The 21,146-nt window shown below is 71.1% G+C and carries 20 protein-coding genes; 5 read left to right on the top strand and 15 right to left on the bottom strand.

Annotation, left to right across the window (positions count from 1 at the left end; translation table 11 throughout):
* Nucleotides 1-22: 22 nt before the first annotated feature.
* Together AB0I12_RS24015 and AB0I12_RS24010 are read right to left on the bottom strand one after the other, a co-directional pair.
* Nucleotides 23-1,726: an ABC transporter ATP-binding protein gene (locus AB0I12_RS24015; RefSeq protein WP_359933532.1), complete on the bottom strand. Its 1,704-nt coding sequence runs from the start codon at nt 1,724-1,726 to the stop codon at nt 23-25.
* 150 nt (nt 1,727-1,876) lie between these two features.
* Complete coding sequence (locus tag AB0I12_RS24010; RefSeq protein ID WP_359933530.1) at nt 1,877-2,488, bottom strand: helix-turn-helix domain-containing protein; 612 nt, start codon at nt 2,486-2,488, stop codon at nt 1,877-1,879.
* Between the two features lie 77 nt (nt 2,489-2,565).
* On the opposite strand from AB0I12_RS24010, the gene AB0I12_RS24005 reads away from it, so the two are divergent.
* Together AB0I12_RS24005 and AB0I12_RS24000 are read left to right on the top strand one after the other, a co-directional pair.
* On the top strand, nt 2,566-3,201 hold the full coding sequence (locus tag AB0I12_RS24005) for a hypothetical protein (protein WP_359933528.1): 636 nt from the start codon (nt 2,566-2,568) through the stop codon (nt 3,199-3,201).
* Nucleotides 3,198-4,346 carry a cytochrome P450 gene (locus AB0I12_RS24000; RefSeq protein ID WP_359933526.1) on the top strand — a complete coding sequence of 383 codons (1,149 nt, stop codon included), beginning with the start codon at nt 3,198-3,200 and terminating at the stop codon, nt 4,344-4,346. The genes AB0I12_RS24005 and AB0I12_RS24000 overlap by 4 nt, the downstream gene beginning before the upstream one ends.
* On the opposite strand, the gene AB0I12_RS23995 is transcribed toward AB0I12_RS24000, so the two are convergent.
* From AB0I12_RS23995 to AB0I12_RS23980, 4 genes are all read right to left on the bottom strand, one after another.
* Nucleotides 4,336-5,649, bottom strand: coding sequence for a pitrilysin family protein (locus AB0I12_RS23995; protein WP_359933524.1), 1,314 nt, complete (start codon nt 5,647-5,649; stop codon nt 4,336-4,338). The two genes, AB0I12_RS24000 and AB0I12_RS23995, sit on opposite strands and share 11 nt — an antisense overlap.
* Nucleotides 5,646-7,859 (bottom strand): polyribonucleotide nucleotidyltransferase, encoded by a 2,214-nt coding sequence (locus tag AB0I12_RS23990; RefSeq protein WP_359933789.1) that lies wholly within the window; start codon nt 7,857-7,859, stop codon nt 5,646-5,648. The genes AB0I12_RS23995 and AB0I12_RS23990 overlap by 4 nt, the downstream gene beginning before the upstream one ends.
* A gap of 272 nt (nt 7,860-8,131) precedes the next feature.
* Nucleotides 8,132-8,410, bottom strand: coding sequence for a 30S ribosomal protein S15 (gene rpsO / locus AB0I12_RS23985; protein ID WP_359933522.1), 279 nt, complete (start codon nt 8,408-8,410; stop codon nt 8,132-8,134).
* 113 nt (nt 8,411-8,523) lie between these two features.
* Nucleotides 8,524-9,492 (bottom strand): bifunctional riboflavin kinase/FAD synthetase, encoded by a 969-nt coding sequence (locus AB0I12_RS23980; RefSeq protein WP_359933520.1) that lies wholly within the window; start codon nt 9,490-9,492, stop codon nt 8,524-8,526.
* Nucleotides 9,493-9,614: 122 nt separating this feature from the next.
* Here AB0I12_RS23980 and AB0I12_RS23975 point away from each other — a divergent pair, with 122 nt between their 5' ends.
* The gene (locus tag AB0I12_RS23975) at nt 9,615-10,628 is read left to right on the top strand and encodes an SGNH/GDSL hydrolase family protein (RefSeq protein WP_359933518.1); all 1,014 of its coding nucleotides are present in this window, start codon (nt 9,615-9,617) and stop codon (nt 10,626-10,628) included.
* A 40-nt stretch (nt 10,629-10,668) separates the two neighbouring features.
* Here AB0I12_RS23975 and AB0I12_RS23970 read toward each other — a convergent pair whose 3' ends face one another.
* From AB0I12_RS23970 to rimP, 9 genes are all read right to left on the bottom strand, one after another.
* Nucleotides 10,669-11,565 carry an NAD-dependent protein deacetylase gene (locus tag AB0I12_RS23970; RefSeq protein WP_359933516.1) on the bottom strand — a complete coding sequence of 299 codons (897 nt, stop codon included), beginning with the start codon at nt 11,563-11,565 and terminating at the stop codon, nt 10,669-10,671.
* A gap of 22 nt (nt 11,566-11,587) precedes the next feature.
* Nucleotides 11,588-12,445: an LLM class flavin-dependent oxidoreductase gene (locus AB0I12_RS23965; RefSeq protein ID WP_359933515.1), complete on the bottom strand. Its 858-nt coding sequence runs from the start codon at nt 12,443-12,445 to the stop codon at nt 11,588-11,590.
* Between the two features lie 11 nt (nt 12,446-12,456).
* Nucleotides 12,457-13,227 (bottom strand): class I SAM-dependent methyltransferase, encoded by a 771-nt coding sequence (locus AB0I12_RS23960; RefSeq protein WP_359933513.1) that lies wholly within the window; start codon nt 13,225-13,227, stop codon nt 12,457-12,459.
* Between the two features lie 21 nt (nt 13,228-13,248).
* Nucleotides 13,249-14,139, bottom strand: a complete 891-nt coding sequence (gene truB, locus AB0I12_RS23955; RefSeq protein WP_359933511.1) for a tRNA pseudouridine(55) synthase TruB — start codon at nt 14,137-14,139, stop codon at nt 13,249-13,251.
* A gap of 8 nt (nt 14,140-14,147) precedes the next feature.
* Nucleotides 14,148-14,585, bottom strand: a complete 438-nt coding sequence (rbfA, locus tag AB0I12_RS23950) for a 30S ribosome-binding factor RbfA (protein WP_355480019.1) — start codon at nt 14,583-14,585, stop codon at nt 14,148-14,150.
* Between the two features lie 107 nt (nt 14,586-14,692).
* Nucleotides 14,693-17,857, bottom strand: a complete 3,165-nt coding sequence (gene infB / locus AB0I12_RS23945; protein ID WP_359933509.1) for a translation initiation factor IF-2 — start codon at nt 17,855-17,857, stop codon at nt 14,693-14,695.
* A 181-nt stretch (nt 17,858-18,038) separates the two neighbouring features.
* Nucleotides 18,039-18,323 carry a YlxR family protein gene (locus AB0I12_RS23940; protein ID WP_359933507.1) on the bottom strand — a complete coding sequence of 95 codons (285 nt, stop codon included), beginning with the start codon at nt 18,321-18,323 and terminating at the stop codon, nt 18,039-18,041.
* A 44-nt stretch (nt 18,324-18,367) separates the two neighbouring features.
* Nucleotides 18,368-19,360: a transcription termination factor NusA gene (gene nusA, locus AB0I12_RS23935; protein ID WP_359933505.1), complete on the bottom strand. Its 993-nt coding sequence runs from the start codon at nt 19,358-19,360 to the stop codon at nt 18,368-18,370.
* A gap of 1 nt (nt 19,361) precedes the next feature.
* Nucleotides 19,362-19,883: a ribosome maturation factor RimP gene (rimP, locus tag AB0I12_RS23930; protein WP_359933503.1), complete on the bottom strand. Its 522-nt coding sequence runs from the start codon at nt 19,881-19,883 to the stop codon at nt 19,362-19,364.
* Nucleotides 19,884-20,036: 153 nt separating this feature from the next.
* Here rimP and AB0I12_RS23925 point away from each other — a divergent pair, with 153 nt between their 5' ends.
* Nucleotides 20,037-20,588 carry a cell division protein FtsK gene (locus AB0I12_RS23925; protein ID WP_359933501.1) on the top strand — a complete coding sequence of 184 codons (552 nt, stop codon included), beginning with the start codon at nt 20,037-20,039 and terminating at the stop codon, nt 20,586-20,588.
* Complete coding sequence (locus AB0I12_RS23920) at nt 20,585-20,998, top strand: ferritin-like domain-containing protein (RefSeq protein ID WP_359933499.1); 414 nt, start codon at nt 20,585-20,587, stop codon at nt 20,996-20,998. Before AB0I12_RS23925 ends, AB0I12_RS23920 begins: the two co-directional genes overlap by 4 nt.
* Nucleotides 20,999-21,146 lie beyond the last annotated feature (148 nt).

Here is a 21,146-nt window from a genome sequence, read left to right as displayed (position 1 = left end):
GGACCACGGCAATTCCAGAGGTTCACCGAGTGCCCGCCACCTCTCCTTGAGCCGCGAAGAGGCGGGCGAAGCGGCCGTCGGGGCGGTTCATCAGGTCGTCGTACGTGCCTTGCTGCACCACTGTGCCGGCGTCGATGACGTAGATGCGGTCCATCTCTCGCAGCGTCCAGGCGCGGTGTGACACCACGATCGTGATCCGGCCGGCGCTGGTACGGCGCAGCTCGGCGAAGATGTCGCGCTCCGCCTCGGCGTCGATCGCGGACGTCGGCTCGTCGAGGATCCACACGCCCGCCGCACGCAACCGGATCCGGGCCAGCGCGAGCCGCTGCCATTGGCCGCCGGAGATCCCGGTGCCACCCCACTGCTGCCCGAGCTGGGTGTCCAACGGCCACTCCGCGGCGAAGGTGCCGGACAGCGCCGCCCGGACATCCTGATCGCCGACGGTGTGCGGCGCGCCGAGGCCGACCGCGTCCCGCAGGGTGAACTCGAAGCGCCCGAACTCCTGTACCAGCAGGCCGAAGTGCGCCAGCCGCTCGTCCTCGGACAGCGCGGCGGCATCCGCCCCGTCGATCAGCACCCGGCCACGGTCGGGACGCAACGCACCGACGAGCAGGTTGATCGCCGTCGACTTGCCGGCGCCGTTCACACCGACGAGCGCGACCAGTTCGCCCCGGCGCGCCTCGAGGCAGACGTCGCGAAGCGTCGGCTCGACCGCGCCCGGGTAGCCGAAGGTGACGTTGTCCAAGGCAACGGAATCGACGGTCCTGACCACCGCGCGACGCCGCCGGTCCGGGATGCTCCGGACGAACCACCGGTAGATCGCGGCCTGCGGCGCCGCGGTGACGATGCTGCCGAACGCGTACCCGCACTGGCGGATCGCGTTCAGCCCGGTGATCGTCCCGGCCACAGCGGCGGCCGCCGCTCCCCCACTCGCACCACCGACCACCAGCGCGATCAGCGCTCCGCCGAACAGCACGACCGTCGCCAGCGCCGCGGCCAGCTCGAGCAGCATCGCCGTACGGATCATCCGGTCGAGGATCCAGGTCGCCTTCGCACGGCCGTCGGCGACCAGTTCGGCCACCTTCCAGCCAGAGCCGAGCACAGCCAGCTCGGTCCCCGGACGCTGCTGGATGAGCTGCTCGGTCGCGTACGCCGCCTTGCGCTCGTACGCACCCACCTGCGGCCAGCCTCTCGACTCCATCCGCGAGATCAGCGTGAACGCGAAGACCGTCGGGAAGAGCGCCGCGAGCACCAGCACCCCGGACAGCAGGTTGATCGACGAGATCGCCACACACAGCACGACCGACGTGGCCGCCGCGCTGAGCACCTGGACCGGCTTCCCGGCGACATCGCTCATCGGATGGGTCGCCGTGTGACTGGCTTCCAAGTCGCGCACCACCTCGGGCTCGGCCAGCCGGCTCGGGCTCAGCCGGGACGCCGCTGTGGTCAGCTCGACCCGCAGAGCCAGCCGCAATCGCAGCATCATCCGCTGCCCGGCGCCGTTCGACACCTGCGTCAGCGGGTACATCGACCCGACCACGACGGTCAGTCCGAGCAACGGCCCCCACGGGTCGTCCGCCTCGATCAGGTCCCGGATCAGTGCGACCTGTGCGCCCGGCAGGATCGCCAGGAGCAGCTGGAGAACCGAGTACAGCGCGAGCCATCCCGGAGTGATCCGGACGGCGTCGGCAACCGATTCACGGGCAGTACGAAACGCCTCGAGCACGACGATCCTCTTCCACGCAGAGCAGGCCGGAGCCGCGCCGGTCGGCGCCGCTCACGTCGGCCGTCAAATGCGTGTCATCCCAGCAAGCGAGCCCAGCCCGTGCATCAAGGGATCCAGTGGCAGATCACGTGTGACGTATCGGGTTTCAACCTAGCTGGCCGGCAGCAGCTGTGTCACCAGTGCATCCGCGGTCCAGGCCTCCCACCGGGCCGGCTCCCAGCCACGGCGTGCCGTCAGGAAGTGGTACAGCTCAGGGCTGAGCAACGCGAGCGTGACGTCGATCGCCGTCGCACTGTCCTCCCGCAGCGGGGTCTTGGCGGCCAGCGCGGTGACGAACCGCTCCATGACCACGGCCCGCTGGGCGTTGTTGGTCTCCCACAGCTCGTGGATCTCGGGGTCGGCGGTCGCGGCGTGCGCGACGACCTGAAGTACCGGCGCGACCCGTTCGTAGATCTCGCGGGCCAGCCTGGCCTGCTCGCGCAACTGAGCCTCCGGGTCCGGCTCGTCGAGCGCGGCCCGCACCCGGGGACGCTCGAGCGTCGGCACCGGCTCGTCGTCGCCGGCGACCGCGACGTCCAGGAGCTCGCTCAGCAGGGCCCGCTTGGTGCCGAACGTGAAGTACAGCGACTGCACCGACATCCCTGCCTCGTCGGCGATCGCCTGCATCGACGTCGCGGCATACCCGCGGCGGGCGAACAGCACCTGCGCCGCCTCCCGCATCCGCTGCCGGTTCGCCTGGGTCTTGTCCGCTCGTCGCGCCATGGAGAGCAGCATAGCAATTGACTAGAGCACAGCTCTAATGGTTCGCTAGTGACTCACTCTAATGAAATGAGGCGTCCATGACCGAGACCCTTCCGGCACCGACCGGCGTGCGCCGCCAGCTGCGCACCACCGCTCGGCTCACCGCGTTCGCGGGCGGGCCGATCTTCTGGCTCGGGACAGTGCTCCACCCCGCCCGCGACGGCTGGAGCATCGCGGCGGTCGGCGAGCGCTACGGGCTCACGCACGACATCCAGGCCCTCGGCCTCGGGCTGCAGGTCGTCTGCCTCGCGAGCATGATTGCGCTGGGCAACCAGCTGGCCCAGCGCCGGGACCTCCGCGCCTGGTACGCCGCCCTGGCCGGCACCCTGTTCTGGTTCGCGCTGATCATCTTCGACGGCTCGCACAACCCGGTGCGCGCGGAGTACACGCCGAGCGTGGTGCACCAACCGGCCGATCTCGACACCCCCGCCGCGCTGATCGTGTTCCCGGCGCTGCTCGTCTTCCCGCTGGGCTACGTCTGGCTGGGGCGGATCCTGGCCCGGCACGGTCTGCGGGTGGCAGGTGTACTGCTCGGCGCCGGAGCCACCGCGTACACGCTCGGCGGCCTCTTCATTTTCACGTCCGGTCCGCGGTTCGGCCCGATCCAGCTCTTCGAGGTCGCCGGCGCGACGCTGTACGCCGTCGGCTACGTCCTGCTCGGACGGCGGGCATGAACGCGACCGAGATCCTCCAGGAGCTGCTCTCCCCCGCCGGCCGGGCCGATCCCTTCCCGCTGTACGCCGCGGTGCACCGCCTGGGCCCGGTGCTGCCGGTGACCGACGACGTGTTCCTGGTCGCGGGATACGCCGCGACCGACGAGGTACTGCGGAATCCTGCCTTCGAGATCCCGTCCGAGCCTTCGGACCAGCCCGCGCTGCAGCTGATGCAGCGATCGATCCTACGGGCGAACCCACCGGATCACGGGCGGATGCGGTCGCTGATCGCGCAGGTCTTCACGCCGCGCCGGGTCGCCACGCTGCGACCCGCGATCGAGGCGGCGGTCGACGGCCTGCTCGACGATCTGCTCGACGACCTTCAGGCCGAGGTCGATTTCATGGACCGGTTCGCGTTCCAACTCCCGGTCACGGTCATCTGCGAGCTGCTCGGCGTACCGCCGGACGACCGGCATCGCTTCCGGCCGCTTGCCTCCGACCTGACGGCTGCGCTGGAGCTCACCGATGCGTCCGATGCCTCCGCCGACGCGGCGGCGCGAGAGTTGGGCGAGTACTTCGCCGGCCGGATCCGCGATCCCGGCGCCGACGGTCTGGTCAGCGCACTGGTCGCTGCCAGGGACGCAGGCGACGGGCGGCTGTCGGACGAGGAGCTACTCGCTAACCTGATCCTGTTGCTGGTGGCGGGCTTCGAGACCACCACGGACCTGCTCGGCAACGGCCTCGCGATCCTGCTCCGGGAGCCGAGCCTCGTACCGGACGAAGCGTTCGTCGAGGAAGTGCTGCGCTACAACTCGCCCGTGCAGGTCACGACCCGCACCGCCCGCATCGACGCGGAGATCTCCGGCACCGCCATCCCCGCGGGCGCCGGTCTCGTCCTCCTGCTCGGCGCGGCCAACCGCGACCCCGAGCGATTCCCGCAGCCCGACAGGTTCGACCCGTCGCGCACCGGCAACAAGCCGTTGAGCTTCGGGGCCGGTGCGCACATCTGCCTCGGCAACAGCCTGGCCAGGCTCGAAGCCACGATTGCGTTCGGCCGCCTGCGCGAACGGTTCGCCGGCATCACGCCGGCCGGCGAACCGGCCCGTCGTGATCGTCTGGTCCTGCGCGGCTACCAGTCCTTGCCGGTACGCCTGGTCAGAGCGTGAAAGCGGTGGTGTCTTCCTGGAAGGGGCCCATGACGGTCAGGGCGGGAGCGCCCTTGTAGAGGTCGGCGGCGAGTTGGCTGACGTCGTCCAGGGTGACCGAGTCGATCCGGTGCAGGATCTCGTCGACGGTGTGGAGTTCGCCGTAGACCAGCTCGGCCTTGGCGATCCGGGTCATCTTCGCGCCGGTGTCCTCCAGGCCCATCACCACCGAGCCGCGCATCTGACCCTTGCCGCGGAGCAGCTCGTCGGGCGTGATGTTGCCGCTGGCAATCGACTCGAGCTCGCCGCGGATCACGTCCAGGACCTCGGGCGCCTTCTTCGGCAGGCAGCCCGCGTACACGCCGACCATGCCCGAGTCGGCATACGCCGAACCGAACGTGAACACCGAGTACGCCAGGCCGCGCTTCTCCCGCACCTCCTGGAACAGCCGCGACGACATGCCGCCGCCGACGATGCCGTGCAGGACACCGGCGATGTAGCGGCGTTCGTCGCTGCGCACCAGCCCGGGCATCCCGAGCACCAGGTGCGCCTGCTCGACGTCGCGGTGGTGCACCCGCACCCCGCCGTACGTCGGCACGCGCCGCGTGGCACCTCGCCGTACGGCGACGGGCTCGGCCTCGGCGGTCACCCAGTGCCGCTCGAACGCCTTCCGGACCAGCCGGACGACGTCCGCGTGGTCGACGTTGCCGGCCACCGAGACGACGATGTTGGACGGCTTGTAGCGGCGCCGGTACCAGCCCACGACCTGCTGGCGGGACAGCCCGGCGACCGATTCCGGCGTCCCGGTGATCGAGCGGCCCAGCGGGGACCTGCCCCACAGCTGCTCCGCGAACAGGTCGTGGATGTGGTCCGACGTCTCGTCGGCATGCATCGCGATCTCTTCGTCGATGACGTCGCGCTCACTCTCGACGTCCGCGCCGGTGAGGGTGGCGGACGTGATCATGTCGCAGACCACGTCGACCGCGAGCGGCAGGTCGGAGTCCAGCACCCGCGCGTAGTAGCAGGTGTACTCCTTGCCGGTGAACGCGTTCATCTCGCCGCCGACCGCGTCGATCGCGGCGGAGATCTCCAGCGCGTCGCGGCGCTCGGTGCCCTTGAACAGCAGGTGTTCGAGGAAGTGCGTCGCGCCGGCCAGCTGCTCCGGCTCGTCACGGGAGCCGACCCCGACCCACAGGCCGAAGGTGACCGAGCGGAAGCCCGGCACGGACTGGGACAGCACGCGAAGCCCGGAGGGCAGGACGGTCCGTTTCACCGGACCGCCCGCCTCCGGGCTCAGCAGCGTGCTGGTGATCGCTCGAGTCACTCGGCGGACTCGGCGTCCTTCTTCTTGTCGTCCTCACCCTCGATGACGGGGATCAGCGACAGCTTGCCGCGGTCGTCGATCTCGGCGATCTCGACCTGCAGCTTCTGCCCGACCGACAGCACGTCCTCGACGGCCTCGACCCGCTTGCCACCGGCCAGCGGACGCAGCTTCGAGATGTGCAGCAGGCCGTCCTTGCCCGGCAGCAGGCTGATGAACGCACCGAAGTTGGTCGTCTTCACGACCGTGCCCAGGTAGCGCTCGCCCTTCTCCGGCATGGTCGGGTTCGCGATCGCGTTGATCGCGGCCCGGGCGGCCTCGGCCGACGGGCCGTCGGTCGCGCCGATGTACACGGTGCCGTCGTCCTCGATCGAGATGTCGGCGCCGGTGTCCTCGGTGATCTGGTTGATCATCTTGCCCTTCGGGCCGATGACCTCGCCGATCTTGTCGACCGGGACCTTCACCGAGATGACCCGCGGCGCGAACTCGCTCATCTCACCCGGCGCGTCGATGGCCTTGGCCATCACGTCCAGGATCGTCAGGCGGGCGTCCTTGGCCTGGGTCAGCGCGCCGGCCAGCACGCTCGCCGGGATGCCGTCCAGCTTGGTGTCCAGCTGCAGGGCGGTGACGAAGTCCTTGGTACCGGCGACCTTGAAGTCCATGTCGCCGAACGCGTCCTCCGCGCCCAGGATGTCGGTCAGCGCGACGTACTGCGTCTCGCCGTCGATCTCACCGGAGATCAGGCCCATCGCGATACCGGCGACCGGGGCCTTCAGCGGCACACCGGCGGACAGCAGCGACAGCGTCGAGGCGCAGACCGAACCCATCGAGGTGGACCCGTTCGAGCCGAGCGCCTCGGAGACCTGGCGCAGCGCGTACGGGAAGTCCTCGCGGGACGGCAGCACCGGCACCAGGGCCCGCTCCGCCAGCGCGCCGTGACCGATCTCGCGGCGCTTCGGCGAACCCACCCGGCCGGTCTCACCGGTCGAGTACGGCGGGAAGTTGTAGTTGTGCATGTAGCGCTTGCGGGTCTCCGGGGAGAGCGTGTCCAGCTGCTGCTCCATCCGGAGCATGTTCAGCGTGGTGACACCCATGATCTGGGTCTCGCCGCGCTCGAACAGCGCCGAACCGTGCACCCGCGGCAGCACCCGCACCTGCGCCTTGAGCGGCCGGATGTCGGCCAGCCCGCGGCCGTCGATGCGGACCTTGTCCTTGAGCACGCGCTGCCGCACCAGCTTCTTGGTCAGCGAGCGGAAGGCTGCGGACAGCTCCTTCTCGCGGCCCTCGAAGTCGGCGGCCAGCTTGTCCACCGTGGCGGCCTTGACCGCGTCGGTGGCGTCCTCACGCTCGTGCTTGCCGGCGATGGTCAGCGCCTGCGCCAGCTCCTCGCTCGCGGCGGCCTCGACCGCGGCGAACGCGTCATCGGCGTACTCCGGGAAGACCGGGAACTCGCCGGTCGGCTTCGCGGCCCGCGCGGCCAGGTCGGCCTGCGCCTCGACCAGCGTCTTGATGAACGCCTTGGAGGCCTCGAGGCCCTCGGCCACGATCTCCTCGGTCGGCGCCTGGACACCGGCGGCGACCTTCTCGAAGGTGCCCGGGGTCGACTCGGCCTCGACCATCATGATCGCGACGTCACCGGACTCGGTCACCCGGCCGGCGACCACCATGTCGAAGACCGCGTCCTCGAGCTCGGTGTGGGTCGGGAACGCCACCCACTGGCCCTCGATCAGCGCCACGCGGACGCCGCCGATCGGGCCGGAGAACGGCAGGCCGGCGAGCTGCGTCGACATCGAGGCCGCGTTGATCGCGAGCACGTCGTACAGCTTGTCCGGGTTCAGCGCCAGGACCGTGATGACGACCTGGATCTCGTTGCGCAGGCCGGAGACGAACGACGGCCGCAGCGGGCGGTCGATCAGCCGGCAGGTCAGGATGGCCTCTTCCGAGGGCCGGCCCTCGCGGCGGAAGAACGAGCCCGGGATGCGCCCGGCGGCGTACATCCGCTCCTCGACGTCGACCGTCAGCGGGAAGAAGTCGAACTGGTCCTTGGGCTTCTTGCTGGCCGTGGTGGCCGAGAGCACCATCGTGTCGCCGTCGAGGTACGCCGCGGCGGAGCCGGCGGCCTGCTGGGCCAGACGGCCCGTCTCGAAGCGGATGGTGCGCGTGCCGAAGCTGCCGTTGTCGAGCACGGCCTCGGCGAATTCGGTGCCCTCCATGGGCGTACCGGTGGATCCCGTCACGGGATACCCCTCTCTCACAGTGTGACGACTGCGAGGCGCGAGCTTCCGGGGTGCCGGTCTTCGATCGAGGCCCGCGGGTGCCTGTTGTGCATCCACCCGAAAGCCACTACCGAGGACCGGTCGTCCTCCCGCCACGCGCTTCGCGTCGCCTCGTACGTCTTGCTGTATCCGTATTCAGTTGTGCCACGCCGGGGCGTGGATACGCCAGGAGCGGCCACCCAGGTTTCGGGGGGCCGCTCCTCGCGACGTCATCGGCGAAGGCCGAGCCGCTCGATCAGGGATCGGTAGCGGTTGATGTCCTTCTTCGCCAGGTAGTTCAGCAGCCGGCGGCGCTGACCGACGAGCAGCAGCAGGCCACGACGGCTGTGGTGGTCGTGCTTGTGCTCCTTCAGGTGCTCGGTCAGGTGGCTGATCCGGTAGGTCAGCAGCGCGACCTGGACCTCGGGGGAACCGGTGTCACCCTCGGTCAGGGCGTACTCGCCCATGATCTTCTTCTTCGTAGCAGCGTCAACAGCTGACACAGGCATCCTCTCGATTTCCGTTGCGCGGCGCACCGGGGCATTCTTCACCCGAGCACTCTCGATCCGCGGCCGTTCAGACGGCAGCAGCCAGCGTATCAGTCCGTGGACTGCTCCCCTAATCAGCCCGGACCGGTGCTGAGCAGGCGGCGCGCGCCGTCGACGTCGGCCTTCATCTGGACGAGCAGCTCGTCGATGCTGTCGAAACGGATCTGGGTGCCGCGCAGCCGGGCGACGAAATCGATCGCGACCGTGGCGCCGTACAGCTCCAGGTCGTCGCGGTCGAGCACGTACGACTCCACCCGCCGGTCGACGCCGTCGAAGGTCGGATTGCTGCCGACGCTGATCGCCGCGGGCAGCGGATCCGGGTACGCCGGGGCGCCCGGCGCCGGCGTGAGCACGGTCAGCCACCCGGCATACACACCGTCCTGCGGGACCGCGGCGCCCGGGTCGGCCGGGATGTTCGCGGTCGGGTAGCCGAGCTCACGACCGCGCTTGTCGCCCTCGACCACGACGCCGGTGACCCGCAGCGGGCGGCCGAGCGCCTCGGCGGCGGCCTCCACGTCGCCGTCGGCGAGCTTCTGCCGCACATACGTCGACGACCACGGCTGCTGGACGCCCGCGAGGCTCAGCCCGTCGACCTCGAAGCCGTACTGCGCTCCTGCCTGGAGGAGCGTGTCGACGTGACCGGCCGCCTTGTGCCCGAACCGGAAGTTCTCACCGACCACGATCGCCTTGGCGCGCAGCGCGGTCACCAGCGTGCGCTCGATGAACTCCTCCGGCGTCCAGTGCGAGACCTCCTTGGTGAACGGGAGGATCAGCACCGCGTCCGCACCCGCCTCGCCGAGCAACTCGGCGCGCCGGGCGGGATCGGTGAGCATCAGCGGCGCGCGGTCGGGCCGGATCACCTGCATCGGGTGCGGGTCGAAGGTCATCGCGACCACCGGCAGGCCGCCCAGCTCGGCCGCCCGCGCGTGGGCGTGCGCGAGCACCTCCTGGTGACCCCGGTGCACGCCGTCGAAGTTGCCGATGGTGACGACCGACGGCCCGAAGTCCGGGCTCACCTCGTCCAATCCGTGCCAGACAAGCATGAGAGCAGGATTCCATGCCCCGGGACGATCGCTTTCACCAGGTCCACGATCACCCCTTGTAATCGGGCAGTGACTCAACTTAGGGTGGGCGGCGCACTGGTGGGCCCTGCTGGGGAGGTCTCGTGAAGCTACGCCGTCTGGTCGCCGCCTGCGCGGCACTCACGCTGGTGGTCGGCCTGCCCGCGGCCGGCGCCACCCAGGCCACCGCGACGCCGCGGTTCACGAAGTACGTCGCGCTCGGCGACTCGTACACGTCGGCCCCGTTCGTCCTGCTGGCCGACCTGCTGTCGCTCGGCTGCGCCCGCTCGTACAGCAACTACCCGAAGATGCTCGCGGCGGCGCTCGGCGTGTGGCGGTTCACCGACGTGAGCTGCGGCGGCGCCGACACCACGAACATGACCCAGCCGCAGAGCACGGTCCTCGGCACCGCGGCGCCCCAGTTCGACGCGCTGACGCCGGACACCGACCTGGTGACGCTCGGGATCGGCGGCAACGACTTCGGCGTCTTCGGCGACATCATCGGCACCTGCCCCGGGCTGCGGGCCTCGGACCCGGCCGGCGCTCCCTGCAAGGCGCACTTCACGGTCGACGGCGTCGACACGCTGCGGGCGAAGATCACGCAGACGCAGACCCGGATCGCGATCGTCGTCCAGGGCATCCGGGCCCGGGCGCCGCAGGCGACGATCGTGCTGGTCGGGTACCCGAAGATCGCGCCGGAGCACGGCACCTGCCCGTCGATCCTGCCGTTCGCGGACGGCGACTACGCGTACCTGTACTCGATCGAGCAGGCGCTGAACGCGGCCGTCGCCGGTGCCGCCGCGGCCGGCGGCGCGACGTACGTCGACACCTTCACGCCGTCCACCGGGCACGACGCGTGCGCGCCGGACGGGCAGGCCTGGATCCAGGGCAAGGACATCAACCTGCTGCGGGCGCTGAACTACCACCCGCGCTACGAGGGCGAGGCCGGGATGGCCTCCCTCACCTACAAGACGCTGACCGGCCAGGCGCCGGTCGTGACCGCAGCCGAGCAGTCCGCCTGGGCGGCCAAGGCCCGTGCCCTGGCGAAGCAGGCCGCTGCCTCCCCTCAGGCCCTCGAGGTCTCCACGAACCGCGTACGGACCAGCGCGCAACGCTGACCCTTTCCAATCCGTACCGCGGACCACGGGCCGGGCCACCTCACGCGTGGCTCGGCCCGGTGGTTTCCTCCAGCAGTTCCCCCAGTGCCCTCCCGAGCGGCAGGTTCACCCTGCAGGTCGCGTACGGGTCGCCGCGGGTCAGGCCCTGGTTGATGATCAGCACCGGCGTCCCCGACTTGGCGGCGTGCCGGACGAAGCGGAACCCGGACATCACCGTGAGCGAGGACCCGAGGACCAGGACGGCGTTCGCGTCGTCGATCAGCCGGTAGCAGCGCTCGACGCGGCTCTTCGGGACGTTCTCGCCGAAGAAGACCACATCGGGTTTCACGGTGCCGCCGCAGACCGTGCACGGGACGACGGTGAACGTGCGGACGACGTCCTCGGGCAGCTCGACGTCGCCGTCGGGGTTGATCCGGGTCGCCTCGGCCGTGAACGCCTGGTTGGCCACCCGGAGGCGGCGGTCGAGGACCTCGCGCGCCGACGTCGTACCGCAGTCCAGGCAGATCACGCGGTCGAGGTTGCCGTGCAGCTCGACGACGTCGCGGGCGCCGGCCGCCTGGTGCAGGCCGTCGACGTTCTGGGTGATGATGCCGCTCAGGTACCCGCGGGCCTGGAGGGCGGCGACGGCGCGGTGGCCGTCGTTCGGCGCGGCGCGGGCGATGGTGCGCCAGCCGAGGTGGCTGCGCGCCCAGTACCGCTGCCGGGCGGCCTCGGTCGCGGTGAAGTCGCCGTACGTCATCGGGGTGTGCGTGCGCAGGCTCCCGGTCTCACCGCGGTAGTCCGGTATCCCCGACTCGGTCGAGATCCCGGCGCCGCTCAGGACGACGACCCGCCCGGCGGCCACGATGTCCGCGACCGGGCCGACATCCGTCCGGCCCGGCTCCAACGCCAGCACGTCCGGGCCCGGGGCCCACTCCAACGTCGGACGAGAACGCACCTGTCCAGCCTACGTTGCGAAGTCAGTCGACGCGGGGCGGACCGGCCTCGAGCCGGCGCTCGGCGGCCGCGCGGACCTCGGCCGGGTCCATCGAGGACCAGTCCGCGTCGATCCACCAGGTCGCGCCCGCGTCGGCCCACGGGCGGACCGCGGCGGCCGGATCCGCGTCGTCGGCGGAGGTGGAGCCTTCGGCAACGATCTCGTACCCGTCCATGGTCAGGCCGTGGCTCGCACGCTCGCGGCGGATCCACTCGACGCCTTCGGCCAGGAGCGCCGGTGACCACTCGCCGCGCTCCTGGCCCGGCGCCACGACGTAGGCGGGCAGCCAGCCGTCCTGGAGCGCGGCCCGGCGCATCGACTTCGGCCGCGGCCAGGCACCGACCACCCAGGTCGGGATCCGCGGCTGCTGGACCGGCGGCGGCGGTGCGGGCGGCATCAGCTCGGCGACCTTCGCCGAGCGGTAGTGCCGGCCGGTGAACTCGAACGGCTGGTCCCGCCACAGGTGCTGCAGCATCTCCAGCGACTCGTCCATCAGCTCAGCCCGGACCTTGCGCCCCGGGTCGTCCTCGAACAGCCAGAACCGCTCGTCGCCCGACACGCCCAGCCCGACGGCGAGGATCACCCGGCCGCCGCTCAGGTTGTCGACCGTCGACGTCTGTCCCGCCACGTCCCACGGCTTGCGGCGCGGCAGCGGCGTGAGCATCGTCCCCAGCCTGATCCGCTCCGTCGTCATCGCCGCGGCGCCGAGCATCACCCAGGCGTCGATACCCCAGATCGACTCCCACACGAAGAACCCGTCCCAGCCGTGCTCCTCGGCGAGCACCGCCAGGTCGGCCGCGTCCCGCGCATCGCCGTACGCCATCACGAACCCGTATTTCATGCCACCGCACGCTAGCCTGGCGCACCGACAGATTTCGTCGCGTGCAGCAGGCGGGTGGTGACCTGGCGGGTGCTGAGCAGGTGGGACAGCTTGCGGCCCTGCTCCTCGGAGTCGCGCCAGGCTTGGTCCTTCCGGTGCTGCTTCCGCAGCATTTCGTCCACCTGGTCCGCCTTCAGGACCCACTCGGTGGGCGTCGTTCCGTTCGGCGCCTCGGTCGACTCCCGCAGGGTCAGCCCTGCCCCGGCGATCAGGTCCCGCACCTCGTCCGCCCCCGGAAACTCGTTCCCCATCGGTACGGCGCTGTGCAACGCAGGATCCGCCACCAGCACGGTCATCCCGAGCGAGCCGCCCGGCCGCAGCACCCGCGCGATCTCGTGCAGCAAAGCCCGCTTCTCGTGCACCGTGCACAGCACCCCGACGCACCAGGCCACGTCGAACTGCCCGTCGCCGAACGGCAGCGCCTGGCCGCGCGCCCGGACCGCGTCCCACCCGAACATCCGCCGCGCCGCCCGGCAGGCCGCCTCCATCGGCTCGACCAGCGCGGCCCGGGCGCCGTACGTCTCCGCGACCCAGGCGGCCGCTCCGCCCACCCCCGCGCCGACATCGACCAGCGCCGTCTCAGGACCCACGCCACAGGCCTGAGCCAGCCAATCCAGCAACGCCGGGTCCCCGCTCCCCCGGCAGCCCGCGACGATCGCGTACTCCGGCCCGAGCTCGTCGACGACGTCAGCGGTCCACTCGGCCACCACGCCGAACTCGGCCGTCAGCTCCTCGTCGCCCATACCTCCCGGTACCCAGGAGGATCAGCTGACGAAGACCGCCGTCGGCTTGGCGAGCGGGCCGTGCGGCTCGTACAGGGCGAGGAACGTGCCGTCGGGGGCGAACATCGCGGTCTGACCGGCCTCCAGGTCGAGGCCCGGCAGCGGACGGCCGGTGCGGATCGCCGCGGTCTGCGTCTCGTCGGCGTCGAACCGCGGGAAGGTGCCGGCGGCAACGTCCGCGATCGGCAGCCAGTCGAACGACTTCGCCAGCGACTCCAGCGAATGCGCGGCGGCCAGGCCGAACGAACCGACCCGGGTACGCCGCAGCGCGGTCAGGTGACCGCCCACGCCGAGGTCCGTGCCCAGGTCCCGCGCGAGCGCGCGGATGTACGTCCCGCTGGAGCAGTCCACCGACACGTCGACGTCGATCCCGTCCGGGGCGACCCGCACGTCCAGCACGTCGTACCGCGAGATGGTCACGGCGCGCGCCTTGAGCGCGACCTCCTCGCCCGCCCGCACCCGCTCGTACGCCCGCTTCCCGTCGACCTTGATCGCGGACACCTTCGACGGCACCTGCGAGATCTCCCCGCGGTACGCCGCGACGGCCGTCGAGATCGCCTCGGCCGTCACGCCGTCGACCGCCGCGGTGGTGAGAATCTCGCCCTCGGCGTCGTCGGTCGTCGTGGTGGCGCCGAGCCGGATCGTCGCGTCGTAGGACTTGTCGGCGAGTTGCAGGTGGCCGAGCAGCCGGGTCGCGCGGTTCAGGCCGACGACCAGGACGCCGGTCGCCATCGGGTCCAGCGTGCCGGCGTGGCCGACCTTCCGGGTGCCCGCCAGCCGGCGGATCCGGGCGACGACGGTGTGCGAGGTCATCCCGGCCGGCTTGTCGACGACCACGATCCCGTCCGACGCCGCCGTGAACTCAGAGCTCAACGCCGGCCTCAGTCCTGCTCGTCCTCGTCGTCGTCCTTGTGCTTGTACGGGTCGGCGTCACCGGCCGGCTTCGCACCCGCGGCGGCCTTGGCCACCTCGGCGTCGGCCATCCGGGCCTTCTCGAGCAGCTCCTCGATGTGCCCCGCGGTCTCCGGGACGGCGTCCAGGAAGAACGCCACGCTCGGCGTGTGCCGCAGCCCGAGCGCCTTGCCGACCTCGCTGCGGATCAGGCCGCGCGCCGACTCCAGCGCGGCCGCGGTGTTCGCCCGCGCCTGCTCGTCGCCGTACACCGTGTAGAAGATGCTGGCCTCGCGCAGGTCACCGGTCAGCCGGGCGTCGGTGACCGTGACGAACCCGAGCCGCGGGTCCTTGACCCGGCGCTCCAGCAGCTCCGCGACGAGCACCTGGATCCGGTCGGCCAGCTGCTTCGCCCTTGCTTCACCCATCAGGGCTCACTCCCTCATTCATGAACAACGTCCGGAGAGACCGCAGTCTCTCCGGACGCTACTCCTCGGTGACCCGCGCCGGGTCACCGCCTACTGTCATTGCACTGTCAGCTGCGCGGCTTCTCGCGGAGCTCGAACGCCTCGACGACGTCGCCGATCTTGATGTCGTTGAAGTTGTTGATCGTCAGACCGCACTCGAAGCCCTCGCGGACCTCGGACGCGTCGTCCTTGAACCTCTTCAGCGACGACAGCTCGGTGTTGTCGAGGACGACCGAGCCGTCCCGGATCAACCGGACCTTCGCGTTGCGCTTGAGCAGGCCGCTGGTCACCCAGCAACCGGCGATGTTGCCCACCTTCGAGGAGCGGAAGATCTCGCGGATCTCCGCCTGGCCGAGGGTGACCTCCTCGTAGATCGGCTTCAGCATGCCCTTCAGCGCGGCCTCGATGTCGTCGATCGCCGAGTAGATGACCGAGTAGTACCGGACATCCACGCCCTCGCGCTCGGCCAGGTCACCGGCCTTGCCCGCCGGCCGCACGTTGAAGCCGATGATGACGGCGTTCGACGCGATGGCCAGGTTGACGTCGTTCTCGTTGATCGCACCGACACCGCGGTCGATGATCCGCAGGTTGACCTCGTCGCCGACCTCGATCCGGACCAGGGCGTCTTCCAGCGCCTCGACCGAACCGGACACGTCGCCCTTGAGGATCAGCAGCAGCTCCTGGGCCTCGCCCTTCTCCATCGAGGCCATGAAGTCCTCGAGGGTCCGGCGGACGCGACGCTTGGCGTTGGCGGCCGCCCGGGCGCGGGCTTCCCGCTTCTCGGCGATCTGCCGCGCGCGGCGGTCGTCGTCGACCACCAGGAACTTGTCACCCGCTCCCGGCACCGCGGTCAGACCGAGCACCAGGACCGGACGCGACGGGGTCGCCTCCTCGACGTTGTTGCCGTGCTCGTCGAGCATGGCCCGGACCCGGCCGTACGCCGGGCCGACCACCATCGAGTCGCCGACCCGGAGCGTGCCGCGCTGCACGAGCACGGTCGCCACCGGACCACGGCCCTTGTCGAGGTTCGCCTCGATCGCGATGCCCTCGGCGTGCATGTGCGGGTTGGCCCGCAGGTCCAGCGCCGCGTCCGCGGTCAGCACGACGCCCTCGAGCAGGCCGTCGATGTTGATCCGGGACTTCGCCGAGACGTCGACGAACATCGTGTCGCCGCCGTACTCCTCGGGCACCAGGCCGTACTCGGTCAGCTGACCGCGCACCTTGGCCGGGTCCGCCGCCGGGACGTCGATCTTGTTCACCGCGACCACGATCGGGACACCCGCCGCACGGGCGTGGTTCAGCGCCTCGATCGTCTGCGGCATCACGCCGTCGTCGGCCGCGACCACCAGGATGACGATGTCGGTGGCCTGCGCACCACGGGCACGCATGGCGGTGAACGCCTCGTGACCCGGGGTGTCGACGAAGGTGATCGCCCGCTGCTCGCCGTCGACCTCGGTGGTCACCTGGTACGCACCGATGTGCTGGGTGATACCGCCGGCCTCGTCGGCCACGACGTTCGCCATCCGGATCGCGTCCAGCAGCTTCGTCTTACCGTGGTCGACGTGACCCATGACGGTCACCACCGGCGGCCGCGGAGCCAGGTCGCCCTCGTCGCCCTCGTCGTTGCCGAACTCGATGTCGAAGGACTGCAGCAGCTCGCGGTCCTCGTCCTCCGGCGAGACGATCTGGACGTCGTAGTTCAGCTCGGTGCCGAGCAGCTCGAGCGTCTCCTCGTTCACCGACTGGGTCGCGGTCACCATCTCACCGAGGTGGAACAGCACCTGGACCAGCGACGCCGGGTCGACGCCGACCTTCTCGGCGAAGTCCGTCAGGGACGCGCCGCGAGGCAGCTTCACGACCTCGCCGTCACCGTGCTTGACGCGCACGCCGCCGACGGCCGGAGCCTGCATGTTGTCGAATTCCTGGCGCTTGGCCCGCTTCGACTTGCGCCCACGCCGCGCCGGACCGCCCGGACGCCCGAAGGCGCCCTGCGTGCCGCCACGGCCGCGGTTGCCCGGACCCGGACGGCCACCGCCGCCACCGGGCGGGCCGCTGGGGCCGCCGCCACCCGGACGGAAGCCGCCGCCACCGCCGCCGCCACCGCTGCGCGGACCGGCACCCGGACCGCCGCCGGGACGACCGCGACCGCCACCGCCGGGACCGCCGGGACCGCCGGAGCCGCCACCGGGACGACCGGTGAACGTGCCGGCCGAGGACTTCGGCATCATCGCCGGGTTCGGACGCGGGGCGCCCGGCACACCACCCGAACGCGGGCGGTCGCTGCCGCCGCGCTCGCCGCCACGCTCACCGCCACGACCCTGCGGCGGCCGCGGAGCCATCCCGGCCGGGCTCGGAGCGCCCTGCCGGTCGCCGCCGCCACCACCCGGGCCGGGGCGCGGTCCACCGCGCTGCATGCCCTGGGTCGAGCTGAACGGGTTGTTGCCCGGACGCGGAGCACCCGGACGCGGGCCGCCGCCACCCTGGCCGCCCGAACGGGGCGCACCGGGACGCGGGGCACCCGGACGGGGCGCACCCGGACGCGGACCGGCACCCGGACCGCCCGAACCACCCGGACGCGGGCCGGAACCCTGGCCGCCCGGACGCGGGGTCGCACCCGGCGCGGCCGGACGCGGACCCGGACGGGCCGCGGAGTCGCCGCCGGTCCGGCGCGGAGCCGGCGCCGGGGCCGGAGCCGCCTGCGCGGCCGGAGCCTCGAACGACGGGGCCGCCGGGGTCTCCGCCTTCGCCGCCGGAGCGGACTCGGCCGGAGCGGACGCGGCCGGAGCCTGCTCCACCGGAGCGGTCTCCTGGCGCGGACCCGGCTTCGGGCCCGGACGCGGACCCGGCTTGGCACCCGGGGCCGAAGCGGACTTGACCGGCGCGGCCTCGGCCGCGGGCGCCTCGACGGCCGGAGCCGGCTCGGTGCGCACCTCAGCGGCCGGCGCGGGGCGCTCGGCCGGAGCCTTCGGGGTCGCCGGCTGGGCCGGCTTCGGCGCCGGCGCGACCGGTGCGGTCGCCTGCGGCGCGGCAGACGTGCTCGCGGCGGCCTTCTTGGCCGCGCGCTTCTTCGGCGGGTTCTTCTCGAACTCCTCCGCCAACCGCCGAACGACAGGTGCCTCGATGGTCGAGGATGCCGATCGGACGAACTCGCCCATGTCGTTCAGTCTGGTCAGAACGACCTTGCTGGTAACTCCGAGCTCCTTCGCGAGCTCGTAGACCCGGACCTTTGCCACTACTCTCCCTCTGGTCCGAGCCTGGGCGCGGACCGTTAGTTGACGTACGTGCTCATCGCTTTGCACTCATCGGTAGACACTCATCGAGTGGTCATGAGTCGATGACCCGCCTTCATGTCGGTCACGGACGATCCGGTCGGACCGCCGCGGACGGCCTGCCGGCCGCCATTTGCACTGCTTCTTACTTATCACGCTGCGCGACGTGGTCCCGCAGCCCGGTCACGTCGAGCGGCCCCGGGACCCGGAAGGCCCGTGGGAACGCCTTGCGCCGGACGGCGAGGTCGAAGCACTCGGTCGTGGGGTGCAGGTGCGCCCCGCGTCCGGGTGCCCGGTGCCCGGGATCCGGAAGGACGAGTCCTCCGGAAACCGTCATCCGCAGCAGGTCAGCCGGACCGGATCGCTTCCGGCACCCGATGCAGGTGCGCTCCCGAGGCTTGCCTGGGCGCGCGTCTGCCGTCTCTGTCACTTGTTTCCTGGGTGTGGTTGCGACTCAGTCGACCGACCGAGAGATCAGTCTACCTTCTCGCTCCCGGCAGTCACATCGGTATCCGGGCGGATGTCGATCCGCCAGCCGGTGAGACGGGCGGCCAGGCGGGCGTTCTGCCCCTCCTTGCCGATCGCGAGCGACAACTGGTAGTCGGGCACGACGACGCGCGCCGCACGGGCAGCGGCGTCGACCACCTCTACAGACGTAACCTGCGCCGGGGACAGCGCATTCCCGACGAACGTCGCCGGATCGTCGCTGTGGTCGATGATGTCGATCTTCTCACCGTGCAGCTCGTGCATGATGTTGCGCACCCGCTGACCCATCGGCCCGATGCAGGCGCCCTTGCCGTTCACCGACGGGTTCAGCGTCCGGACCGCGATCTTGGTCCGGTGACCAGCCTCACGGGCGATCGCGGTGATCTCGACGGTGCCGTCGGCGATCTCCGGGACCTCCAGCGCGAACAGCTTCTTCACCAGGTTCGGGTGGGTGCGGCTGACGGTGATCTGCGGGCCCTTGAAGCCCTTCCGGACACCGACGACGTACACCCGCAGGCGCGAGCCGTGCTCGTACTTCTCCCCCGGCACCTGCTCGGGCGCCGGCAGCACGGCCTCGATCTTGCCGAGGTCGACCATCACCGAGCGCGGGTCACGGCCCTGCTGGACGACGCCGGAGACGATGTCGCCCTCCTTGCCGGAGAACTCGCCGTACCGGACCTCGTCCTCGGCGTCGCGCAGCCGCTGCAGGATGATCTGCTTGGCCGTGGTGGCCGCGATCCGGCCGAAGTCGGCCGGGGTGTCGTCGTACTCCCGGGCCAGGGTGCCGTCCTCGGCGAGCTCACGGGCGAAGACGGTCACGTGCCCGGTCTTGCGGTCCAGCTCGGCGCGGGCGTGCTGCTGCGCGCCCTCGGTGCGGTGGTATGCGACGAGCAGCGCCTGCTCGATCGCCTCGACGACCACGTCCAGGGAGATGTCCTTCTCCCGTTCCAGCGACCGCAGCACGGCCATGTCGATGTCCATGTCAGTTCTCCTCCACCGTGCCGTCGGCAGGTGTTTCTGGTTCGTCGTTGCCGGCAGCCCGGTTGAACTCGATCTGGACCTTGGCCTTGGCCACGTCGGCGTACGCGACGCTCTGCCGTTTGCCGTCGACGTCCAGTTCGGCCGCCTCGTCGGAGACGGACTTGATCCGGCCTGTCACTTTGCCGCCCGCGGTCAGCGTGACCGCGACCAGCCGGCCGGTGTTGCGGCGCCAGTGCCGGGGCAGGGTGAGCGGGCGGTCGACGCCGGGGCTGGAGACCTCCAGCGTGTAGGCGCCCTCGCCCATGATGTCGTCGGCGTCGAGCGCCTTGGAGACGGCCCGGGTGACCTCGGCGACGTCGTCGAGACTGATGCCGCCGTCCCGGTCGACCAGGACGCGCAGCAGGCGGCGGCGCCCGGCCGGGGTGATGTCCGCGGCCTCCAGGTCGCAGCCGAACTGCTCGACGATCGGCCGCAGGAAGTTCTCGAGGCTCGTGGTGTCCGTGTGGTCAGTCCGTCGGCTCACAGTTTGACCTGCCTCTCTCTCCAGTTGTGCACCCGTTGCCGCCCCGGCGGTCGCGCCAAGGGCAGTAGCCCACCATATCCGGCCCGCCCTCCGATCCCGGTCACCGCCTCGTCCCCGGCCGGTCGTGGGCGCGCGACCGGGTATCGTTCCGCCGTGCCCGATCGCCGCCTGAGCCGACGTACCGTCGTCGTGACCGCCGCCCTCGTCCCGGGCGCGGTCGCGCTGAGCGGTTGCAAGGACGACCCTGCCGCAGGGGCCGGTACGCCGGGTGCCGTGAACGGCAAGCCGTCCACGTCGCGGGCGCCGGCCGAGGAGACACCCGCCGTCGATCCCGCGGTCGTCGCGGCACTCAGCGGTGCGGCGACCCTGGTGACTCAATTGTCCCAGCTCTACGCAACCGCCGCCCGCAGGTTCCCCGCGCTGCGGGCCCAGCTCGCCGCCGGGGCGAAGTACCACGTGAGCCACCTGGCAAAACTCAAGGAGACCCAGGGCGTGGCCGCGCAGGCGACGAAGACCGCGGTCCCGGCGAGTTCGCAGGCCGCGCTGGCCGCGATCGCCAAGCAGGAGAAGGCCGCCGCCGTCGCCCACGCGGCAGCCGCGGCCAAGCTGTCCGGCGCGCCGGCGCGCCTTCTGGCCGAGATCGCCGCCGCCGAGACCCAACTCGGCACGACCCTGGCCCCCGCCAAGAAGAAGGACAACGCGTGAAGCAGGTCGAAGCCCTCCAGGCGGCCCTCGCGGGTGAGCATGCGGCGCTGTACGGCGTCGGCGTGGCCGGGGGCAAGCTGAGCGGTGCCCGGTTCCGCGCGGCGAATGACACGTTCGAGAGTCACCGTGACAACCGCGACCGCCTGAGCGCGCTGCTGGTCGCCGCCGGTGAGACCCCGGTCGCGGCCGAACCGGCGTACGACCTTCCCCTGGCGGTCAACACCGCCGCCACCGCGAGCGCGCTGATCCTGATCATCGAGCGCCGGATCGCGGCGGTGTACGGCGACCTCGTGGAGGCCGCCGAACAACCGGCCGTCCGGGCATTCGCGATCGAGAGCCTGCTCGCGGTCGCCGCCAGCCAACTCACCTGGGGCGGCGCGCCGGTCGCCTTCCCCGGCGCGACCCCCTAGCCCGGCCCGAACCGCGCCCAGCGCCACTACCTACCGCCCAACCGCACCATCGAACGCGAGGGCTCTCCACGCGTGTTGGGGGTTCTCCGGTGGTATACGAGCGAAGAACCCCCAACGGGGACGGATATCCCCTCGTGTGACTGGACTG

Origin of the sequence: Kribbella sp. NPDC050459 (assembly GCF_040655315.1) — a bacterium.
Classification (GTDB): Bacteria; Actinomycetota; Actinomycetes; order Propionibacteriales; family Kribbellaceae; genus Kribbella.
This window is presented reverse-complemented; position numbering and strand designations above follow the sequence as displayed.